Here is a 20,568-nt window from a genome sequence, read left to right as displayed (position 1 = left end):
TAGTATCATAGAATTCCTGAAATGGTCTTAACAATATCACGATTGGCGTCAACATTATGTACACGGACAATCTGACAACCCTTGCTAACAGCATAGCCAGATAGAGCAGCCGTTCCCTGATCGCGGTCCTTAGCTTGGGTATTTCCACCTAGTAGGTAGTCCACAACACGCTTACGAGAAATCCCAAAAAGAACAGGATAGCCTAGGGCAACGACCTTGTCCAAACCTTTTAGCAGGTCAATATTGTGTTGGACATTTTTCGCAAAGCCAAAGCCTGGATCAATCCAGATATTGTCCTTGACCACACCTGCTTCCAAGGCGGCCTGAGCACGTTGACTGAGGAATGTACAGACATCTTCTGTGACATCATTGTATACTTCTTCTTTTTGATTATGCATGAGAATAATCGGCACATTCTTTTCAGCTGCTAAAGCTAGCATCTGACCATCATAGAGTCCAGCCCAGACATCATTTAGAATATCTGCACCTGCTTCAAGAGCAGCTCTGGCAGTGGCTGTCTTATAGGTATCAATACTGATGAGCACATCATATTTTGCCTTGATAGCCTGAATAACTGGCACGATACGAGCAATCTCTTCTTCCTCAGTTACAAATTCTGCTCCTGGTCTTGTAGATTCGCCACCTACATCGATAATGGCAGCCCCTTGGGCAATCATACGCTCAACCTGAGCCAAAGCATCTTCTACAGTGTCAAAATCGCCACCATCTGAGAAAGAATCAGGGGTGACATTCAAGATTCCCATAATACAGGCCTTACCTGCAATCTCATGTTTGCCAATAAACATCTTAACTCCTAAAAATCACGCATCAATGAAAGAATTTCCTTGCGTTCTTCACGGTCTTCTTTATAAAGGCCCTTAGCGACAGTTGTGATTGTCTTACTTCCTGGTTTCTTAATGCCTCGCATGGTCATGCACATGTGCTCTGCTTCAACCATGACAAAAACTCCTCGAGGATTCAGAGCTTCTTCAAGTGCTGTAGCAACTTGATCTGTAAGACGTTCTTGCAACTGCGGACGACGAGCAGCTACTTCAACCGCACGCGCTAATTTGGAAAGTCCTGTCACCTTGTCTCCACTTGGCAAATAAGCCACGTGGGCCTTACCATAAAATGGAACCAAATGGTGCTCACACATAGAGTAAAAAGGAATATCCTTGACAAGGACAACTTCGTCATGGACTTCTGAAAAGACAGCTGTAAATTGATCCTTAGGGTCTTCATTTAGACCTGAAAACATTTCAGCATACATCTTAGCCACACGTTTTGGTGTGTCCAAAAGTCCCTCACGCTCAGGATTTTCACCTAGAGCTTCCAATAGTTGATAGACTGCTTGTTCTACTTTTTCTTGATTTGCCATAATTTCCTCTTGCAACGTTATAATACTATCTATTATACCTTATTTTGCTGGATTTTTCTTGCAAAAAATAAGATTTCCTAGCTACCTAATTCTCAAAAAAAGCGAAGACCACCTTTCATATAGAGGTTATCTTCGCTTATATTTTTTAGTCTTTCAAGTGGTAAGAATAGGATGAAACCACAATATTCTCACGCCATTTGAGATAATATTTCAATCGTAAACTCATTTGGTTGTGAAGCATGGTTTGCCATGATTTTTTAGGTACAAACTGAGGAATCATGACTGTCAGAGTCGCATTATCCTTCTCAGCTTGAGTGGCGACCTCGTCCACATACTGAATGGTTGACTGAGTGATTGAGCTGTACGGTGATTGGATATGAACCATCTCAATTTCAGGGAAATATTTTTTAAACTCTTGTTCAGTTTCCTTGTCCTTGTTCTCAGTATCCTTAGTAGATACATGCATGGCGATAACCTTGTCACCAATAGAACGTGCATAGGAAATAGCTCCGATATTAGCCTTGGTAACATTCCCAACGAGGATAAGAACAATATTTCCTTGATAATGGTGTTCTTCTACCGCTCCATCAATACGCAACTGTTGAGCAACACCATTATAGTGTTTTTTAATCTTAAGGAACATCCACATCAAGATTGCAATAATTGGGAAGAATGGCCAGATATCTCCTAAACGGAAAAGGAAGAGAATGAGAACAATAGCATAACAAATGAGGGCGCCCAAGATATTAGCTAAAGAGTGTTTCCAGAATCCCTTACCATATTCACGAATCCAATGGATAACCATCCCCGTTTGAGAAAGAGCAAATGGAATAAATACACCGATGGTATAAAGCGGAATCAAACGTTCCGTATTTCCTCGGAAAATAAACAAAAGGGTAATGGCACCGATTGCAAGTGTCAAGATCCCATTAGAGTATCCCATACGTGCCCCTTTTTCAAGGTACATGTGAGGCATGTATTTATTTTTCGCCATATTAAAGGACAACATCGGAAAGGCTGAAAAACCTGTGTTAGCCGCTACTGCAAGAATCATGGCAGTAGAGAATTGGAAAACGTAAAATAGAATACTACCAATCCATGACTGACCGAGAATTTCTCTAGCCATTTGTGACAAGATGGTTACTCCTGCATGAGGTGTAATACCTGTCCACCAGTTGAGGAAGGTAATTCCCGCAAACATAGCCCCCAAAATGCTAGACATGATAAAGAGGGTTGAAGCTGCATTTTTGGCCTTAGGTTTCTTAAAGAAAGGCACCGCATTAGAGATAGCTTCTACCCCTGTCAATGAGGCAGAACCTGAAGTAAAGGCCCTTAAAATAAGAATCAATGACACACCTGTAATTGGTTGTCCTAAATGTGCTGTGGCTGCGTATGGCATATGACCCGTTAAAATTTGAAAGAAACCAAATCCCAACAAGAATAGCGTCGAAACAATGAAGAGATAAACGGGTATCATCAAAGATTTTGCCGATTCACGCATTCCCCTAAGGTTCATAACCATCAAAACAAGCACCAAAATCATTGATATTTCAAGATTGAAAGGATGCAGGAAGGGAAGGGCTGAAGTAATGGCATCTGCACCTGAGGCCACTGAAACAGCAACCGTCAACATGTAATCGACCAAAAGACTACCACCAGCTATCAAGCCAAACTTAGGAGACAGATTTTCCGTCGTTACCATATAGGCGCCACCACCTTGAGGATAGGCTTTGATAACCTGTCTATAAGAAATGGTAAGACTGGCCAAAAGGACGAGAACCAAAAGTCCAATAGGGATTGACCACCAAATAGCCGCACTAGATACAGCTGTCAGAACCAAGACGACCTGCTCTGGACCATAGGCGATAGATGAAAGTGCATCACTCGACAACATGGCCAAGGCCTGAATCTTGGACAATAAGTGTTCATCACCACTATCATCATGAGTTAAAGGTTCACCGATTAAAATGTTTTTCAGACGTTGAAACATTGTCATCTCCTTACTTTTAAAACATACGAGGGCTATTATACGCCACTAAATGTTATCTTTCAAGTCTTGAACATCACTTGACTGCTCTAAAATCCATTTTCTGACCTGAGAAATGAAGTATAGAGATCCCGTAATCACATAAAGTTTCTTATGGTCAGTCGTCACATGTTCTTTAATCCATGTTTTGAAGTCTGGTACCTGCTTATAAGCCTCTGGGTATTGATCTAATTTAACACTGTTTGGATAGTCAAAACTCGTTACAGTCAAGTCACCAACCGATTTTAGTTGGGCAAGCATGCCGTCAATAGGCTTGGTGTCAATCGCTGCAAAGAGAAGTTCAATCTCCTTATCTGCATATTCTGATTGCAACAAGTCAATCAAAACTTTAACACTCTCATTATTATGAGCACCATCAATCATGAGATTAGGTCTTAAAAATTCTGTTCGACCTCGCCAATGGGCATGAGCCAGGGCATCCTTTATGAGTTCAGGCGTTACTTTAGGATAATCTTTTTGAAGCAATAAAGAAGCCATGATAGCCAAGCTAGCATTTGCTACTTGGTGTTGACCGGCCATAGCCAAGGCTATATTATCTAACCTTTGCTCTCCATAGGTAAAATCAAAGGAGTGGCTTGACCCTTCAGCTGTGAAATCTCTTCCCAGCTCATAGGTCTTAGACCCTTCTTCACGCGCCTTCTTCTCGAAAACATCTCGAACATCAGGACGGTCAGTCGCATAAATAAAGGGAGCCCCATTCTTCAAAACACCGGCTTTTTCTGCTGCAATTTCAGCATGGGTATTTCCCAAAATAGCCTGATGGTCTAAACCAATCGAAGGACATAGGACTGCCAAGGGCTTAAAGAGATTAGTCGAATCATGAAGACCACCCATTCCCGCTTCAATGAATGCGATATCCACAGGATGGATCTGACCAAAATAGAGGAACATCAAGACTGTGATAATTTCAAACTCTGTCGCATTTTCATGCTCTGTCTCTTTTGGTAAACGTTCAACCACAGGCTTCACACGATTAACCAGGTCAAGTAAGTCCTCTTCTGAAATCATCTGACCATTAAGAGAGATTCGTTCCTTGAAGTCAATAATATAGGGTGAGGTAAAGGTTCCAACCTCATAACCCGCCTGGGTAAAAATGGTTTGTAGGGCATTGACTGTAGACCCTTTGCCGTTTGTTCCCACGATATGCACAGCCTTGAGATTATCTTGTGGATTTCCCAACTCTTTAAGCATCCAAGCCATACGCTCCAAGCCAGGCTTGATGCCAAATTTTAATTGTCCATGAATCCAATCCAACGCTTCCTGATAAGTCATAATTACTCCTTTTTAGGCTATTGCTTCAACTTAGTCATCAAGCTGACCTCTAAACTAGATTTCTAGTTTTTCCTTGAGCTTAATGCTTTGACGCTCTTATTATACCAAAGACTTCTAGGTATAACCAAAATATGCAAAAAAGGCAACCCTAGGGTCACCTCTTAAGCTTTCTCTTTTTCGTCAATAACCAGACGAACTTTTTTACCTTGAGTAGGTACCGAATAGACAATCGCTCTTATCGCCGTAATAGTACGTCCTTTTTTCCCGATAACACGCCCAATATCGGCTGGGGCAAGATCAAGATGGTACTCCAAAAACTCAGGACCGTCAATAATTTTGATGGTCAACTGATCTGGTGAAGCAATTAAAGGTTTAACGATAGCGATAATAAGATTTTCAATGGTATCCATAGGCTAAAAAATTATTTTGAGAATTTTGATTCGTGGAATTTCTTCATAACGCCTTCTTTTGAAAGGATGTTACGAACTGTATCTGAAGGTTGTGCACCTTTAGACAACCACTCAAGAACACGTTCTTCTTTAAGTGTTACTTGGTTTTCTTCAACGAGTGGGTTGTAAGTACCAACTGTTTCGATGAAACGTCCATCACGTGGAGCACGTGAATCTGCAACGTTAATACGGTAGAAAGGTTTTTTCTTAGAACCCATACGAGTCAAACGGATTTTTACTGCCATTTTTAATATCTCTTTTCTTTAGTTTTTTATTATGGTGGGGGCACTTATCGCCCCTCGACCTTAACTAGTATACCATATCATTTTTATGTGTCAAGAAAAAAACTTGACAGACTTAAAATTTCTACAAAAAAAGTTAGAGTCAAACTCTAACTTCCTTTTCGACTATTTCTTAGTCGTAGTCTTATGATTTTTTTCATAAGCTACCTTTGCTTCAGCATATTCAGCTTCTAAACCCTTAGCCGCTACCTTCGACACTTTCTCGTAAGTATCACGACTGGTCAACTTGCCATCCTCGTTGTAGGTGGAAACAACCAAGGTATCTTTATTTACAGTATAGGACTTGGTGCGTTTCCCTTTACGGTAGAGTCGGTAGTTATCTACGTTATCCGAAATATAGTAATCTACTAGATTCTTATCTGCATTTGGATAAAGTTGCGAGACAACTTTAGTTAACTCACGCTTAAATTCTGAAACTTCTTTAGTATAGGTGATTGATTTATTCCACTGATCAACAACTTGATATTCCTTCAAATAATCTGAAGCTGTAAAAGTAGGCTGATCCTCCTCACCTTTTTTATAAAAGTAAGAATGTGTTTGTAAATTATTAGACTGATCAACTTTAAGGAAAGAGACGTAAATTTCATCTTTATCTTCATGTTCTTTCAGAGCATTGGTTAACTTTCCAGAATTTTCGTCCAAGACCTTAGACGATTTTAATTCCCAAGTCCCCTCAATGTTCCCCGAAGCATTACGCCAAAAACCATAGACACCACCGACAAGCAACATCAAAACAACAGCAACAAGACTAGAAATCAAGGTTCCTTTACCCCAATTTTTGGCCTTTTGCGATTTTTGATTAGCGTTTTGAATCGTTTCTAGAAGACGAACCTGACTTTCCAATCTCTTTTCTAGTTTGGCAACTGTCTGTTCTTCCTTAGATTTAGCTTTAGCAGCTAATTTTTCAGCCTTTTTCTTATCACGAGCAGCTTGACGAGCAATCTTCTTAGCTGCTTTTTCTTCCTTATAATCAAGTTTTGTCAAATCCTCAGACAATCCAAGATGCTGTGCTTGGTTACTGAAAACTGGAATAGATTGATTAGGCTCACTCGAGGTATTAACAGAATGATTTCCTACATCTGGACGGGTTGGCGCATAACTTGCCAAACGCTCCTTAGCCTCTGCGACGCGTTTGCGTTGTTCCTCTTCTTTTTGAATATCCTCAGCCTGACGGCCCGACTGAATGGTTCTTACTTGACCAACAGTCTCTTGAGATAGGGCCTTTCTCTTTTCTTGGGCCGCATTTGCCATGGCCTCTTGCGCGTTGTCACGCTCTTTCTGAGACTGGGCTAGCGCTCTGGCAGTTGCGGTTTCTTCTTCAAACTGTTGGTCAGCTGATGTTTCTCCTTGATCAGCTACTTGGTTAGCCTCTGCACCTTCAGAGAGAACAAACTCTCCTCGTTCCAAGGCTTCTTTAAAGTCGATTGGTCTTGGTTTTCGGCCATTCACAGCCTCAAAGTACTCTAACCATTCGTCTTTCAACATAATAAATCCCCCTGAATTAAAAAACACATGATTAACTTCCCTATTTTACCATACTTTTTAACATAAAAATAGGGATTAACAAGAATTCTAAAAATTCTTATTAAATCCCCATTAATCTTCTTTTGGTGTAATAGACAATAATTGGACAAAACGGTGTTGTGCTGATTCCGTTTCAAGCGTGACATTATCGTATCTAAAGAGAATCTCTTCGATATTTGCCAAGCCCAACCCTCGACCTGTTCCTTTTGTTGAAAATCCTCTTTGTTTCAAAGGAGTTACATCAATATAAGCTTCCTTAGTTGAATTTTCAACAACAATAACTGATTGATTTCCCATCTTAAAGATAGCAATAGATAATTTTGGTTTATCTGCCAATACAGTAGCTTCAATAGCATTGTCACAAAGAATGGATATGATTGTAATCAAGTCTAGAGCACGCACTTCTGTGAAGAAAACACCTTCTTCAACCTCAACATGACATTGAATTCCCTTATCAAAAGCTTCAGCCAATTTAGATGATAGAAGACTCTTGAGTGGCATGTTGGTCACTCGTGTTAGTTTTGCTAAATCAAACTTTTGCTGATTCAGATCTGATGCAGAATCTTTAAGGACACTGTCATAAATCATCTTAATCTGGTCAATGTCTTTCATCTGAATGGCTTCATTAAGCGAAATCATGACATTAGTATAGTCGTGACGGAAACTGCGTAACGTTTCGTAAAGGCTTTCAACCTGCTCAGAATACTTCTCTAGGTCATCCAAGTGACGACGATTTTCTTTTTTTCGCTCATTTTCAAAGTACTCATCTGCATATCTATTGACACTGTAAACAGCATAAAGAATCGCAATATATCCAATCAAGGTTATAATATGGCCAGCATAGTACAAATCAAAGAAACGCGAAGCCACAACTACGGAATAGTTCAGAATCACATAACTAATCAAAACAAAGTTAGTGAAGAACATAATCCGACCAAATTTGCGATCTCGTTCCAAGACCCTCAAATATTTAAAATCAATATTAAGAAGTTTGGAAAGAGCAACAAATGTTGGAATAATTAAAAGGTCAAAGAAAATAAAATAAAGATAACTTTTGTTAAGAAAATCCGATGTGATACCAAATCCCGGCATCAAAAAGTAGGCATAACCATTAAAAATCAAAAGATAAAGAACAAGAGGATAGAAGGCATAAAATGCCAACATATTGGTGGTTCTTTCCTTGCCATAGAAATAAGCATAGAAAAGAAGGTAGAAAGGTGTCATAAAGGACAAACCGACATTATATGACATCCCCAGTATTCCCCCTATACATTCAACTAGGAACGCAATAGGAAGAATCATACGTGGTATCCTAACCAGGCTAGTCTTTTCGTAAATCCACTGTATAACGATGAAATGCAAAAGAAACTCTAATGCAATTTGTAAATTGAGTATCATTTAATGGTTAGCAACTTCCTTCTAAAGATTCTAAATAAACAACAAAAGGTCATACTGCTATTCTATCATAATTCCTGATAATAAATGAGATAAAGTTGAATAGTTATCCCTAATTTCAGAAAAATTTCAATAACAATTAAAGAAAAAAGGAGAGCTAAAACTTTAACGGTTTTTCAACCGTTCCAAAAATTCCTTTTTACGTGTGCGCGAGAGCAGACAAGACTCATCACCCTCAAAAAATACCATATTAGCTGTACGATCAACGCTGGCGACATTGCTAATATTGACAACAAAGGAGCGATGCGTTTGGAAGAAAATGTCATCCAACTTTGCTACTTCTGCAATCTTTCCATAGAATTCTACCAAGTTTAACTTGGTGTGGGCAATCAACTTATGGGGTACCGGAGCTGTCTCAATATATAAAATATCTTCATAAGGAAGATTGACATCATTTTTATCTGTTTTGACAGTTAGGCTCTGAGCCTTAGTTTCTTGTTCAACCTGTGACTGAGCAAAATCTAATAGTTCTACTAGGGCTCTCTTAAGATCCACATCGTCCATGGATTTATCTACAAAATCAAGGGCTTGAATCTTATAACGAAAGGTCAAAGGCATAAATTCGGAATAGGCCGTTACAAAAGCAATTTGTGCCTTTAAATCTTCTTTTCGAATCTCCAAGCCAATATCTAGTCCCTGCTTGGTCTGATTCTTGAGGTCAATATCCAAAAGATAAACCATGGATTTACCTGAGTCCCTGTCAGTATCTAACAATTCCTGACCCTGCTCATAAAAGGTAATCCCATCAACAACGGCCTTCGACTCCTCAACTGCTTCGTCCAATAAACGACTAACACGATGACGCTGCAAGGCATCATCTTCAAGGACGATAATAGAAAGCATCTTATTTCCCTCTTTCTTTCTAATATACTTTAATATACCTACCTAACATTTTATCATAATTAATCGGATAATATTCCTTTTTTTACAGCATAAAATCTTTTTAACTCACCACATTTCATTTATAAAACAATTGTTATCTCCTTGTCATTTCATCTTCATTTTTAGGTGTTATCATGAGAACTGTTTTTGTTTGATATTAAAAAGGAGAAAGTTATGTTACGTTCATTTAAAACACAAGGGACTAAGACAAAGACCATCTTGACCCTTGCAACTGTCGGTATCATTAGTGCTTTTCTTGTGGGAAGTCCTCAGCATGCCTCTGCGGATCAAACCTATGTTTCAGATCCTAATCAGGCTCTGACATTTTCCGAACTTGAAACAGCTACAAATACAAATATCATCGCTCAAACAGGTGTATCTAGTGAAACACCTACTACTGTGACTACTGTGTCACATACCTCTGTGGATGGTCTTCATACACATGAAAATGACTATGAACAAACTCCCGCAAATACTACGACTTTTGAGGAATTGAAACAAGATAGTCAAACAGCTAATAGTACTGTCGACAGCCAGACTGGCAGCAAAACCTATGAGACTAGAATTCCGACAAATACAGATAGCAATCAGAAGGCTGTAGAAAATCAAGCTGAACCAAAGACCGAAACTGTTGCTCAAGCACAAACCTGGTCAAATGATGGTGCTACATGGGTGTCAACAGAAATTAATAATGGTAACGTTCATAAGATTCTATCTACTTATATTCCAAAACCATTAACACCTTCTACAAAACCAACGACAACAGCTACACCGAAACCTAAACAATCAACTCCTGCTGTTAGTCAACCTAAAAAAGTGGCCACAGTCGCTAACAAACCTAAAACACCTACAACTCAGCCTAAGAAACCAACAACGACTGTCACTAAACCTACAGCTCCTAAAGCCACTCCTATCCAACCTGCTAAACCAGTGGACCGAGTTGCTCAAGTATGGCAAAAGAATAACGAACTGGTAAAAGAGAATTACGACACTCCTCACTGGTCAAGTAAGGAAGCAACAGTCTTCATCAATGCTAAGAATCCTGAAATCGTGAACGCCTACAAACAAGCTATCACTTCTTGGAATAACACTGGTGCCTTTAATTTCTTGCTCACTAACGATAAACAAAAAGCTAACATCATTGCTGATGAACGTTATGAAGGTAATGTAGCAGCTCCTCTTGGGGTTACCTACTCTACTTACTACCTCCCAACAAAGCAATATAGTAATGCTACTGTTTACTTGAATACCTTCCATGTTCAAAACAATTATTATCAAAAGAATGGTGGAAAACTCCTTAACACTGCGCAACACGAATTAGGACACTCAATTGGACTTGAGCACAACAGTGCCGTTGCCTCTGTAATGGAACCTAAAGGTGGTAAGACAAGTATCCAACCTGTTGATATTAACAATGTTAAGAAACTCTATAGCAAGATTGTCTAAGTTCTTACACTATTACTACAATTCATAAGCAGACCTATCAGGTTCTGCTTTTTTTATACAGGTGAGTTGACCATTCAAGACTAGAAAATGACTGTTCATGATTATTTCTTACATATTTTAAAAATACGTAAGATTTTCTTCGTTTTTTTTGGTAAAATAGAAAATGTAAAGAGAGACCGGATGAGTTATAGAACTCAACTTTGTTAGTTTTTGCTCATTATTCTCATAAACAGAATAACATAGTCTAGGAACCCTTCTTAACATTTATACCTATCTTCCCCAAACACTTTTCCCCCATTCCTAGATTTCCAGATCTCTCCTAATAAAGAACGTCTAGCAACAGCAGCTAGGCGTTTTTTAGTCTATTAAAGCACATAGTCGTTGGTATTAGCTCACTAGATTAGTAATCGTTCAAAATAATTCTCACAAAATTACCATTCAAGACCAGAAAATGACTGTTCATGATTGTTTCTTACATATTTTTGATATATGTAAGTTTTCTCTGGTTTTTTTTGGTACAATAGATAATGTAAAGAGAGATATAATGAGCTGTAGATAAGCGTTTTGTCATTTAAAATTTATTATTCTCATAAACATTTTCTAAATAGTCTAGGAACCCTTCTTAACATTTATAACTATCTTCCCCAAACACTTTTCCCATTCCTAGATTATCAGATCTCTCACAAGAAAAGCGTCTAGCTCACCCGGCTAGGCTTTTTTTCTTTTTCCATACTTTTGCTATAATAGAGCCATACCGTTTGAAAGGAACTCATAAAATGACTATAGATCAGCAACTTCTTTGCTACAAACGTTTACCAAACTGGACAGCTACAACACTTCCGGAAATGGTGACGCAAAAACACAATACTAAGGTGGGAACTTGGGCTAAATTGACCATTCTATCGGGATCTCTTCACTTCTACGAATTAGACGAACAGGGAGAGGTTACTGCCGAGCACCTCTTTACCCCCGAGACAGAGATTCCTTTTGTTGAACCACAAGCTTGGCATCGCATCGCTGCTGCTTCAGATGATTTGGAATGCTATCTTTCTTTTTACTGTAAGCCTGAGGACTACATGGCTAAAAAGTATGACACTAGGGCCCACTCCGAGGTTCTTGAAGCTGTCCAATCTGGCCATATCAAACCTGGTCGCACCCTTGACCTAGGCTGTGGTCATGGCCGTAACGCTCTTTATTTGGCATCTCTTGGGCATGATGTTACAGCCGTTGATGTTAATAACGAAGCTACACAACGCATCCAAATGATTGCAGATGAGGAAAATTACAATGTTAGAGCTGGCTACTACGATATCAATGTTGCTGCCCTTCCTGAGTCTGAGACCTTTGATTTCATCCTCTCAACAGTAGTCTTTATGTTCCTTGATCCGGATCAAATTCCGGCTATTATCAAGAATATGCAAGAGCGTACTGTCGTAGGTGGTTACAATCTGATTGTTTGTGCCATGGATACCGAGAAACACCCTTGTACCATGCCTTTCCCATTTACGTTTGAAGAGGGTGAGTTGAAAAATTATTATAGTGACTGGGAGTTAGTCAAGTATAATGAAAATCTTGGTCACCTTCACCGTTTGGATGAATATGGCAATCCCATAGCTCTTCAATTTGCAACCATGTTAGCTAAGAAGGTTAAATAAGAGCGAATGACTGCAGACGAGCTGAGCACAGCTTGACTTGTCTTCAAAGTAAAAACTAGGAACCCAGTCGGATTCCTAGTTTTTAATTGTTTACAATATCTGCATATCCTGATTTAAGGTCTGCATTTTCTGTTTCTTTGACATAATAGACACCACCATTGGTAGTTGGTGAATAAAGCACAAAGGGAGTCCCATCTTTTTTAATGGTGAAGAAATAACGGTGAACAGATACATTTTCCCATCTCTCGTAAACCGAAACAATGGTATACTCAGAACTGCTATTACCATTTGCAGCATAAGTAGCATCCACAGTCTGGTTATGGTCTGACATCCAACGGATAGGCAAGGAAGAGGCTTCATTGGTAATTTCTTTGTATCCAGGCTGATTCATCTGATTGCCCCAAGAAACCATCAAACTAGCAAGTCGACTAGCTTTGTCATTGGTCCAACGTGGATTTTCAGTATAGGCTTCCTTGGCATGGTTAGCATCAGGTGTGTCAATACTTGCACTGCTAGATTCACTTGTCTTCGTATTTCCGGCCAATGAAGTACTTGATGTGGCACTAGCCTTCTCTGTCGATGAAAATATCGAGCTAGCCACTGTGGCAGATGACTTGGTCTGTTTGACGTTCTTCATTGAACTAGAGACTAGAGTCAAGCCAATGCCAACGACGATCGCTACTAGAGCCCCCAGAAGAATATAGATATAGTTATAATTTTTCGAGATTCCAATAAGGCCAGACTGATAAGCTAATTGTAGTTCATCAGGTTTCGGTTTACGCCCCTGAACTTGCTCAAAACGACTTATCCATTCTGCTTCTGACAGCTTTCGCATAATTTTCCTCTTCTCTTTATCAATTATCTTCCATCCTATCATAGAACAGTGATGATGACAATAGTAGAGAGAACTTGAGTTTTACCTTCAACCTATTATCCTTTATTTTCAAAATAACGACGAACAATCGGCGCCACTTCTTCACCATAAAGTTTAATAGCCTTTAGAACATCTTCATGTGGCATAGAACCAATTGGGAGATGAAGCATGAAGCGATCTAGCTGTAAATCCTCAATAATACGAATGATTTTTTGGGCAACGTGAGCAGGGTCCCCAACGAACATGGCTCCGTTTGGTCCAACACTAGCATAGTACTGCTCTTTAGTCATTTCAGACCAGTGTGGGCGATCCTTAGCAATGTTATCCACTGTTTGTTTTGTTGGATAAAAATAATTCTCTATCGCTTGGAAATTATTTTCTTCAATCCAACCCCAAGAATGGGCAGCCACCTTAAGTTGTTCATCCGAATAACCATTTCGAGCACCGATTTCCTTATAAACCTCAACTAATTTTGCAAAGGCCTTTGGATTTCCTCCAATTGTAGCATAGGCAATTGGCAGACCTTTTTCTGCAATTTGAATGGTCGACTCAATGTGACCACCTGTCGCTACCCATACCGGAAAATCTTCTTGGACTGCTCGCGGATACACAGGACGATTGTCAACAGATTGAGTATGCTTACCTTGCCAAGTTAAATTCGTTTGCTTTTTCACTTCCAGAAGCATGTCTAGTTTTTCATTGAAAAGTTCATCATAGTCTGAAAGATCATAGCCAAAAAGTGGGAAACTCTCAACAAAAGAGCCTCTACCCGCCATGATTTCTGCACGACCATTTGACAGAGCATCAATGGTTGCATACTGCTGATAGACACGAACTGGGTCAATAGATGACAAAATGGTTACTGCACTAGATAAACGAATCTTCTTGGTATTCACAGCACCTGCTGCAAGAACAATTTCCGGTGCCGACACTGCAAAATCTTCACGGTGATGCTCTCCAATCGCATAAATGTCTAGTCCAACTTGATCCGCCAATTCAATTTCTTCAACGAGGTCTCGAATACGTTGGTCATGAGAGATAGCTTTTCCAGTCGATTCTAGGAGGGTTGTTTCTCCAAAAGTTGAAATGCCAAGTTCAATCGTCATAAATCTTTCCTCCAGTAATTCTTTATTTTTTATTAGAATAACATTATCTCTAATTAGTAATAATTACCAATAAAAAAGCCTAAGACTCTATTTTCCAAGAAAGGCTAATAGGGTTAGGCAGAAAAGGAGAACTAAAGCACCCATGACCACTAGGAGACTAATCTTATAGCCTAGGGGATTTTTGGGATTTAAACTAGTTCCAACGCCATACCTACGGAGGACAAATAAGGGTTCTGAGGGAGATTGCTTAAGGTTGTAGCCTAAGAGATACCTTAAGTAAAATAAAAAGAAGACACTCATCCCTGGAAAAATGACAAGTGGAAGAATAATTCCCTGTGACCACCAAATCATGATTGTAAGAATGATTTGTATCAACAAGAGAACCCAAAACATGTAATAAATGTATGATTGCTTTTTCATTAATATGTACCTCTCAATCTAAGATTAGTATACTCCTCCTAGCTTCTCTTATCAATCCCATAACTCGCCTGACATCTTATTTTCTGCTACAATAGATAGGAACAATTCAAAGAAGGAAACTGTACACATGAAATTAATTTCTTGGAATATTGATTCCCTAAATGCCGCTCTTACTAGTGACTCTGCTCGCGCTCAACTATCACGCGCAGTTATCCATACCTTGGTCGCTGAAAATGCAGATATCATTGCAATTCAAGAGACAAAACTATCTGCTAAAGGTCCGACTAAAAAACATTTGCAAATCTTAGAAGACTACTTCCCTGACTATGACAATACCTGGCGTTCATCTGTGGAACCTGCCCGTAAAGGTTACGCTGGAACCATGTTCTTGTATAAAAAAGAATTGACACCAATCATCACATATCCTGAAATCGGAGCACCTTCAACCATGGACTGTGAAGGGCGTATCATCACTCTCGAATTTGACAATTTCTTTGTGACACAGGTCTACACACCAAACGCTGGTGATGGCCTCAAACGTCTGCTTGAACGTCAAATCTGGGACGAAAAATATGCGGATTACCTAGCTGAATTGGACGCTCAGAAACCAGTTCTTGCGACTGGTGACTACAATGTTGCCCACAAGGAAATCGACTTGGCTAATCCTTCAAGTAATCGTCGTTCACCAGGATTTACTGATGAAGAACGTGCTGGTTTCACTAACCTCCTTGCCAAAGGTTTCACAGATACCTACCGTCACCTCAATGGCGACATTACAGGAGCCTATACTTGGTGGGCCCAACGTAGTAAAACATCTAAAATCAACAATACAGGCTGGAGGATTGACTACTGGTTGACTTCAAATCGTATTGCCGATAAGGTCACAAAATCAGACATGATTGACTCTGGTGATCGCCAAGACCACACACCTATTGTCTTAGAGATTGATTTATAAAATAACTCTAGACCTAAATCACAAAAAGAGTAGACCTGCTACTCTTTTACTATGCCCAATTAAGGAGAAATTATGAAAACCAAACTTAATACCACTCAAAAGCTCGTTCTGTCAGCTATTATGATGGCTCTTTACATCGCTATCCTCTTTGTCTCTCAAGCCATTTCATTTGGTGCGGTTCAAATGCGTCTGGCTACCGCTTTATATGGATTAACCTACATCTTCCCGTTTTTGGTATTCCCAATTAGTCTGGCTAATGCCATCGCAAACTCTTTTGGAGGTTTGGGATTGATTGACGTGGTTGGTGGTTTCTGTGCTAGCTTTTTAACAACTGGTAGCATCTACCTCATCCGTAAAGCCAAGTTATCTAGCTGGTTCATCATCCTTCCAATCCTACTCGTTCCTGCTTTAGTGGTACCAATCTGGCTTAGTGCCTTGCTCAAACTTCCTTATTTTGCTCTCGTTATTAATCTCCTCCTGGGACAATTAGTTCCTTCAATCTTGGGAGCTGTCCTTGTACGAGAGTTGGCTAAACGAGGATATAAAGACTGACAAACAAAAATATCTCTGCAATGTGCAGAGATATTTTTTAGTAATCAAAAGCTTTTTCGTAAGCTTCTTTTGGTGTCAATTTGTCACCAGAGATAAGCAAACGGTAGTCAACATTAGTAGGATCTTTTTGATACTCATCAACCCAATCTTGATTCATTTCGAGGTAAAGATTATAAGTTCCCAATTCAGTCGAAACAGTACCTACCTTGTAAAAATCTTTATAACGCTTTTGGTTATCCGTTTTTTTCAATTTTTCATATCGATAATAGGTTCTGGCAAAGTCTGTGAACTGGTATTCTTTCTTATCTTTTCCAGAGCCAGTTGTGACTTCAATGGTGCCCTTGTTATTTGTTAAATGCAAATCATAATCATAATCATTGTGACTATTCACTTGGAAGACGCCTGAAGTAATGTCACTATCATCAGAGAATGTCTGAATATCAGCGAACTTAGCAGCCTGCCAAGAAGTAGGGACTCCTTCATATTCACCATCACTCTGTAGACCTAGAAGTGACCAATAGTGACCGAGATAGAAGGTATTAGACTTCTCACGATCTGTCACCAGTTCACCTACCATCTTAAGATTTTCAGCACCCAGACGGTATGGGTTAGAGAGATAACCAAAGACTGGGAAGAAATAAATGATGACTGTAAAGGTCAAGAGGGTCTTCATATTAATCTTATTGATAGCCCAGAAGAAATAAGCAGCTGAGAACAAGAGAGCGTAAGCAGCACCGTAGCTGAACTTATGTGCATGGGCAATCAAAAGTAAAATGAAGAAAATAGGTTGAATAGGACGGACCTTGTGATAGATGATAGAGAAAACATCCTCCTTGTCTTCCTCAGATTTGAAAATCAAGGACAAGACAATGGTCAAGAGTACAAAGAAGGCACCAAACCCGAAGCCAACATCATTTGGACGGAAGAAATATGCCAAGATGGACATATCCATTACTAAAAGCCAGACAGATGCAAATTTAATCATGTTGTTACCAAATTTTGCAGCCGTTTGACTAGGTGCCTTTAAAGGTACCTCGAAGGCCTGTGCAAGTGCTCTTTCTTTGGCTTGGCGTTCGGCCTCTATTGCCGCTTTCATTTCCTTAGTACGGCGTTCCTTTTGGAACAAATGGGCAACCTTGGTCGGTTCATCTTGCCTTGACTTGGTGATACTCAAAAAGAGTAAATATTGCATGGCAAAGATAAGAGCTGTGTTCCCACCGTATTCTAGGAAGGAACCATTCCAAATACTAGAAACAACTGCAAAAACGATATAACCCCCAATTGAGATCAAAACCGTCAGGAGCAAATGAATCCAACGATAGCGGTAAGTGTATTTATCAGTTGTATCTCGTCTCAAAAACGTGTCACGTGGGTAAAGATACCAGATAACGAAGATAAGTTCAATGGCTTGAACTGCCGTTAGAAAACCAACGTAGTTGAAACCAAAAACGGCTGCTACCACATTGATGAGATAGGAAATAATAGCCAAAACTCGCAGACTGGTGCGCTTAGACAAGAGTCCAATACTCATCAGGGTGATAGTTGAGAAGGCAGAAAAACCAGCGCCCATCTTATTATCAAAGATAAACACATTGACAAAGGCAAAAATCAAGATTCCTAAAAGAGTTAAGACTTGTTTTTGCATTTCTTTTTTCTTTTCTTTCATATTTTCCCTCCTTATGGAAATGATAACGTTTCCGTACTCCTATTTTAACACAGTCGTACTATTTTTGTCAGATTTAAAAAGGCCTTCGGATAACCGAATACCTTTTCATTTGTTATCTATTGCTTCAATCTTGAGGAACACAAAATCCCCATCAAAGCGTTGAATATACTTTTGAAAACCTAATAAACTAAAAGTTTCAATCTCATAACAGACCTGATCAACACCATCACTAGTGCTTTCCTCAAGTAATTTAAGTTTTGGAATATCGGATTCCAAGACATCACGGTAAAGTCCTTTATACTCAAAGGTAATTCGAGCCCACTCGTTACCAGAAAGCATTGAGAAAGCCTGATAACGTACCTGCTCATCTGTAATAAGACGGTTTTTTTGTTCTGGACTGAGCGTGAAAGCCAAATCATTTTCAGATTTATGAATGGTCTGGAAACGATCCACACGGAAATAACGGATTTCAGAGGACTGATAATCACAAGTAAGGTTGTCATCCAGTTTGTAAGAAATACAGTAGAAATAGTGGTTGTCAAAAATGACTGAAATTGGAAAAACCTTATATTCCTCCACTTTTTCTCCTGGCTTACGGTAACTAAAAGACAATGGACGTTGGTCCACAATGGCATCGAAAATGGCTGAAATAGCCGGTAAGAGTGACTTATCTTGTTCCTGATAAATCTTAAGCTCTTGATAACTATCTAATTCTAGCTCAGTCAATCGCTTGATACGTCTGCGCTCCTTGTCGTCTACAGCCCTCTCAACAAAGATGTTGATTATCTCTGCTACTTCATCCTTTCGAAGGGCACGACTCTCTAAAAGAATCTTAGATAGGATAACTGCCTGATTGTATTTAAGGTTACCATAGCCCTGTTCATACTGTGCATGGTAGGAACCGTTTTTTCTGGAATACTTAACCTTCATATTTGGACGGAGTTCAGTCAAATTCTCCTTGAGCTCACTCACATCCTCTTTAAGCGTACGCTCACTGATACCAAAGCGAGCTAGGTAGTCCGTTTTTGAAATGTCATTTCCCTTTTCCAATTCGGACATAAAGTACAAGAGACGTTTGGTTTTTGATGCTGTCATTATAAAATCCCCCTTTATAATCAAACCTCTTATTACTAAAAAATTGCTGTCTAGTTATTAATTATCATAGATAGTCATCACCAGTGGCCACGATCCACAGAATTATAGCTCAAATAATAGTCCTTTTTCTTTTCGTTATACTCAAAAGAAGACCGACATCCAGCTCACACTTAAGAGTATCAATGGCAAAACAAGGGTCAAAAAGAAATGTCGCTTTTCAGCTTTTTCCTCCTGAAAAGCAGATTCAAACTCTGGCCCTTGATTACTAAAAGCCGACTCGAAAGCCTAATCACCATTCTTTCGATGATCATCACTTAAATAACGTTCACTTTCTTTATTAAACATCTACTCCTCTAAATATTCTATATAACAATTTCCCAGTTTTTTCTATTGTAACAAATGAAAGCGTCATTTTCTACAGAAATACTTAAAAAGCAACCTGTCTTAGGTTGCTTAATGGTTTAACATTAGTCATTCTCAATTTTTTCAGCTTCTGTACTGAATTTTTGTGCGATGGCTTCAAGAGCTAATTCATCTGTATCTGGAAGAGTGATGGCATCATCAGAAATCTCATCAATATTTGCATAGAATTCAATGTGATTTTTAAGGTTTTGAAGCTGGATAGGTGCATCACCACCGTATTCGCCATCGAGGTTAATCATCATACGATCATCACTTAGAGGCTCAATATACAGCGAGCTCGTTTTGATATAGGAAATTCTCTTATCGTAGATGTGTTTACCACCTTGGAGAACCTGACGAATAAGGTCTACCAATTCAAAGAGGTTGGCTGTCTTAACCATGATTAGTGTAAATTTACCATCATCCAGTTTAGCATCTGGGGCAATCGTTTCAAAGCCACCAACTGAATTGGTCAAGGCAACAAAAATCATGGAAAGACCACCTTCAAAGACACCCTCATCATGCGTAATGCGGACAGGAACCTTCTTAACTTGTGGCAGCAACTCTGCCCCCTTAACAAGGTAAGCCAAATAACCAAGCACTGTCTTTAAGCGGCTAGGCACACTATAAGTTAGTTCCGTAAAGGAACCCGCAGCCGCAATATTGATGAAGTATTTGTCATCATAGGCACGACCAATATCCATTTGAAGGGTTTGATTTTTAGCAATAACCTTGGCTGCTTCTACAGGATTCCCTCTTGGAATCTTTAAAGCGCGTGCAAAGTCATTTGTTGTCCCCGTTGGAATAACCGCCATTTGTGGGCGCTTTTTGAGTGGGGCAATCCCAGAAACAACCTCATTGATTGTTCCATCGCCACCTGCAGCAATAACTAAGTCAAAGCCTGCTTTGGCTGCACGAGTGGCCTCATTTTTTGCTGAGTTCTCATCTGGTGTTGTTTGAAAGGCTGACGCTTCAAAGCCAGCACCTTCCAGAATATCCAAGACCTCGGCAACATTTTTTTTCATAATTTCTTGTCCAGATGTTGGATTATAAATTAAGCGGGCACGTTTTTGTTTCATATTGAACTC

19 protein-coding genes are annotated in these 20,568 nt (G+C 39.4%); 4 read left to right on the top strand and 15 right to left on the bottom strand.

Annotation, left to right across the window (positions count from 1 at the left end; translation table 11 throughout):
- Nucleotides 1-5: 5 nt before the first annotated feature.
- From folP to HMPREF2571_RS03020, 9 genes are all read right to left on the bottom strand, one after another.
- The gene (gene folP, locus HMPREF2571_RS03060) at nucleotides 6-806 is read right to left on the bottom strand and encodes a dihydropteroate synthase (protein ID WP_014632753.1); all 801 of its coding nucleotides are present in this window, start codon (nucleotides 804-806) and stop codon (nucleotides 6-8) included.
- Nucleotides 807-814: 8 nt separating this feature from the next.
- Nucleotides 815-1,378: a GTP cyclohydrolase I FolE gene (folE, locus tag HMPREF2571_RS03055; RefSeq protein ID WP_002884345.1), complete on the bottom strand. Its 564-nt coding sequence runs from the start codon at nucleotides 1,376-1,378 to the stop codon at nucleotides 815-817.
- 145 nt (nucleotides 1,379-1,523) lie between these two features.
- Nucleotides 1,524-3,368, bottom strand: coding sequence for an APC family permease (locus tag HMPREF2571_RS03050; RefSeq protein ID WP_004183113.1), 1,845 nt, complete (start codon nucleotides 3,366-3,368; stop codon nucleotides 1,524-1,526).
- A gap of 45 nt (nucleotides 3,369-3,413) precedes the next feature.
- Entirely contained in the window at nucleotides 3,414-4,697 is a 1,284-nt protein-coding gene (locus HMPREF2571_RS03045) for a bifunctional folylpolyglutamate synthase/dihydrofolate synthase (RefSeq protein ID WP_013991015.1), read from the bottom strand.
- A 161-nt stretch (nucleotides 4,698-4,858) separates the two neighbouring features.
- Nucleotides 4,859-5,107, bottom strand: coding sequence for a KH domain-containing protein (locus tag HMPREF2571_RS03040; protein ID WP_002884680.1), 249 nt, complete (start codon nucleotides 5,105-5,107; stop codon nucleotides 4,859-4,861).
- 11 nt (nucleotides 5,108-5,118) lie between these two features.
- On the bottom strand, nucleotides 5,119-5,391 hold the full coding sequence (rpsP, locus tag HMPREF2571_RS03035) for a 30S ribosomal protein S16 (protein WP_002884675.1): 273 nt from the start codon (nucleotides 5,389-5,391) through the stop codon (nucleotides 5,119-5,121).
- A 162-nt stretch (nucleotides 5,392-5,553) separates the two neighbouring features.
- Entirely contained in the window at nucleotides 5,554-6,933 is a 1,380-nt protein-coding gene (locus HMPREF2571_RS03030; RefSeq protein ID WP_013991016.1) for a hypothetical protein, read from the bottom strand.
- A gap of 111 nt (nucleotides 6,934-7,044) precedes the next feature.
- Nucleotides 7,045-8,223 (bottom strand): sensor histidine kinase, encoded by a 1,179-nt coding sequence (locus HMPREF2571_RS03025; protein ID WP_004183121.1) that lies wholly within the window; start codon nucleotides 8,221-8,223, stop codon nucleotides 7,045-7,047.
- 309 nt (nucleotides 8,224-8,532) lie between these two features.
- Entirely contained in the window at nucleotides 8,533-9,270 is a 738-nt protein-coding gene (locus HMPREF2571_RS03020; RefSeq protein ID WP_013991018.1) for a LytR/AlgR family response regulator transcription factor, read from the bottom strand.
- Nucleotides 9,271-9,483: 213 nt separating this feature from the next.
- On the opposite strand from HMPREF2571_RS03020, the gene HMPREF2571_RS03015 reads away from it, so the two are divergent.
- Together HMPREF2571_RS03015 and tehB are read left to right on the top strand one after the other, a co-directional pair.
- The gene (locus tag HMPREF2571_RS03015) at nucleotides 9,484-10,755 is read left to right on the top strand and encodes a matrixin family metalloprotease (RefSeq protein WP_013991019.1); all 1,272 of its coding nucleotides are present in this window, start codon (nucleotides 9,484-9,486) and stop codon (nucleotides 10,753-10,755) included.
- A 776-nt stretch (nucleotides 10,756-11,531) separates the two neighbouring features.
- Nucleotides 11,532-12,410: an SAM-dependent methyltransferase TehB gene (gene tehB / locus HMPREF2571_RS03010; protein WP_013991020.1), complete on the top strand. Its 879-nt coding sequence runs from the start codon at nucleotides 11,532-11,534 to the stop codon at nucleotides 12,408-12,410.
- 82 nt (nucleotides 12,411-12,492) lie between these two features.
- Here the strand turns inward: tehB and HMPREF2571_RS03005 are convergent, their stop codons facing one another.
- The 3 genes from HMPREF2571_RS03005 to HMPREF2571_RS02995 all read right to left on the bottom strand — a co-directional run bounded on the left by HMPREF2571_RS03005 (nucleotide 12,493) and on the right by HMPREF2571_RS02995 (nucleotide 14,810).
- Entirely contained in the window at nucleotides 12,493-13,245 is a 753-nt protein-coding gene (locus HMPREF2571_RS03005) for a DUF4767 domain-containing protein (protein ID WP_013991021.1), read from the bottom strand.
- A gap of 95 nt (nucleotides 13,246-13,340) precedes the next feature.
- On the bottom strand, nucleotides 13,341-14,390 hold the full coding sequence (locus tag HMPREF2571_RS03000) for an LLM class flavin-dependent oxidoreductase (protein ID WP_013991022.1): 1,050 nt from the start codon (nucleotides 14,388-14,390) through the stop codon (nucleotides 13,341-13,343).
- A gap of 87 nt (nucleotides 14,391-14,477) precedes the next feature.
- On the bottom strand, nucleotides 14,478-14,810 hold the full coding sequence (locus HMPREF2571_RS02995; protein ID WP_013991023.1) for a hypothetical protein: 333 nt from the start codon (nucleotides 14,808-14,810) through the stop codon (nucleotides 14,478-14,480).
- A gap of 127 nt (nucleotides 14,811-14,937) precedes the next feature.
- On the opposite strand from HMPREF2571_RS02995, the gene HMPREF2571_RS02990 reads away from it, so the two are divergent.
- Both HMPREF2571_RS02990 and HMPREF2571_RS02985 read left to right on the top strand, forming a co-directional pair.
- Nucleotides 14,938-15,765 (top strand): exodeoxyribonuclease III, encoded by an 828-nt coding sequence (locus HMPREF2571_RS02990; RefSeq protein ID WP_013991024.1) that lies wholly within the window; start codon nucleotides 14,938-14,940, stop codon nucleotides 15,763-15,765.
- Between the two features lie 72 nt (nucleotides 15,766-15,837).
- Nucleotides 15,838-16,317 (top strand): QueT transporter family protein, encoded by a 480-nt coding sequence (locus tag HMPREF2571_RS02985; protein ID WP_013991025.1) that lies wholly within the window; start codon nucleotides 15,838-15,840, stop codon nucleotides 16,315-16,317.
- Nucleotides 16,318-16,354: 37 nt separating this feature from the next.
- Here the strand turns inward: HMPREF2571_RS02985 and HMPREF2571_RS02980 are convergent, their stop codons facing one another.
- The 3 genes from HMPREF2571_RS02980 to HMPREF2571_RS02970 all read right to left on the bottom strand — a co-directional run bounded on the left by HMPREF2571_RS02980 (nucleotide 16,355) and on the right by HMPREF2571_RS02970 (nucleotide 20,559).
- A complete protein-coding gene (locus HMPREF2571_RS02980) occupies nucleotides 16,355-17,983 on the bottom strand; it encodes a membrane protein (protein WP_013991026.1) in 1,629 nt (542 codons plus the stop codon).
- A gap of 105 nt (nucleotides 17,984-18,088) precedes the next feature.
- On the bottom strand, nucleotides 18,089-19,078 hold the full coding sequence (locus tag HMPREF2571_RS02975) for a helix-turn-helix transcriptional regulator (protein ID WP_013991027.1): 990 nt from the start codon (nucleotides 19,076-19,078) through the stop codon (nucleotides 18,089-18,091).
- A gap of 467 nt (nucleotides 19,079-19,545) precedes the next feature.
- Complete coding sequence (locus HMPREF2571_RS02970) at nucleotides 19,546-20,559, bottom strand: diacylglycerol kinase (RefSeq protein WP_013991028.1); 1,014 nt, start codon at nucleotides 20,557-20,559, stop codon at nucleotides 19,546-19,548.
- Nucleotides 20,560-20,568: the final 9 nt, after the last annotated feature.

This window comes from Streptococcus sp. HMSC068F04, from assembly GCF_001837455.1.
GTDB classification, from domain to species: Bacteria; Bacillota; Bacilli; order Lactobacillales; family Streptococcaceae; genus Streptococcus; species Streptococcus salivarius_D.
The sequence above is the reverse complement of the archived record's forward strand: the minus strand, read 5'-3'. Positions and strand labels throughout refer to the sequence as shown.

Coding starts and splice junctions, on each gene's coding strand:
- HMPREF2571_RS03005 (WP_013991021.1), bottom strand. CDS start 13,245: ATGCGAAAGCTGTCAGAAGCAGAATGGATAAGTCGTTTTGAGCAAGTT.
- HMPREF2571_RS03040 (WP_002884680.1), bottom strand. CDS start 5,107: ATGGATACCATTGAAAATCTTATTATCGCTATCGTTAAACCTTTAATT.
- HMPREF2571_RS03025 (WP_004183121.1), bottom strand. CDS start 8,223: ATGTCATATAATGTCGGTTTGTCCTTTATGACACCTTTCTACCTTCTT.
- folE (WP_002884345.1), bottom strand. CDS start 1,378: ATGGCAAATCAAGAAAAAGTAGAACAAGCAGTCTATCAACTATTGGAA.
- HMPREF2571_RS02995 (WP_013991023.1), bottom strand. CDS start 14,810: ATGAAAAAGCAATCATACATTTATTACATGTTTTGGGTTCTCTTGTTG.
- HMPREF2571_RS02980 (WP_013991026.1), bottom strand. CDS start 17,983: ATGAAAGAAAAGAAAAAAGAAATGCAAAAACAAGTCTTAACTCTTTTA.
- HMPREF2571_RS02990 (WP_013991024.1), top strand. CDS start 14,938: ATGAAATTAATTTCTTGGAATATTGATTCCCTAAATGCCGCTCTTACT.
- HMPREF2571_RS03030 (WP_013991016.1), bottom strand. CDS start 6,933: ATGTTGAAAGACGAATGGTTAGAGTACTTTGAGGCTGTGAATGGCCGA.
- HMPREF2571_RS02970 (WP_013991028.1), bottom strand. CDS start 20,559: ATGAAACAAAAACGTGCCCGCTTAATTTATAATCCAACATCTGGACAA.
- HMPREF2571_RS02985 (WP_013991025.1), top strand. CDS start 15,838: ATGAAAACCAAACTTAATACCACTCAAAAGCTCGTTCTGTCAGCTATT.
- HMPREF2571_RS03000 (WP_013991022.1), bottom strand. CDS start 14,390: ATGACGATTGAACTTGGCATTTCAACTTTTGGAGAAACAACCCTCCTA.
- HMPREF2571_RS03020 (WP_013991018.1), bottom strand. CDS start 9,270: ATGCTTTCTATTATCGTCCTTGAAGATGATGCCTTGCAGCGTCATCGT.
- HMPREF2571_RS02975 (WP_013991027.1), bottom strand. CDS start 19,078: ATGACAGCATCAAAAACCAAACGTCTCTTGTACTTTATGTCCGAATTG.
- HMPREF2571_RS03045 (WP_013991015.1), bottom strand. CDS start 4,697: ATGACTTATCAGGAAGCGTTGGATTGGATTCATGGACAATTAAAATTT.
- rpsP (WP_002884675.1), bottom strand. CDS start 5,391: ATGGCAGTAAAAATCCGTTTGACTCGTATGGGTTCTAAGAAAAAACCT.
- HMPREF2571_RS03050 (WP_004183113.1), bottom strand. CDS start 3,368: ATGTTTCAACGTCTGAAAAACATTTTAATCGGTGAACCTTTAACTCAT.
- tehB (WP_013991020.1), top strand. CDS start 11,532: ATGACTATAGATCAGCAACTTCTTTGCTACAAACGTTTACCAAACTGG.
- folP (WP_014632753.1), bottom strand. CDS start 806: ATGTTTATTGGCAAACATGAGATTGCAGGTAAGGCCTGTATTATGGGA.
- HMPREF2571_RS03015 (WP_013991019.1), top strand. CDS start 9,484: ATGTTACGTTCATTTAAAACACAAGGGACTAAGACAAAGACCATCTTG.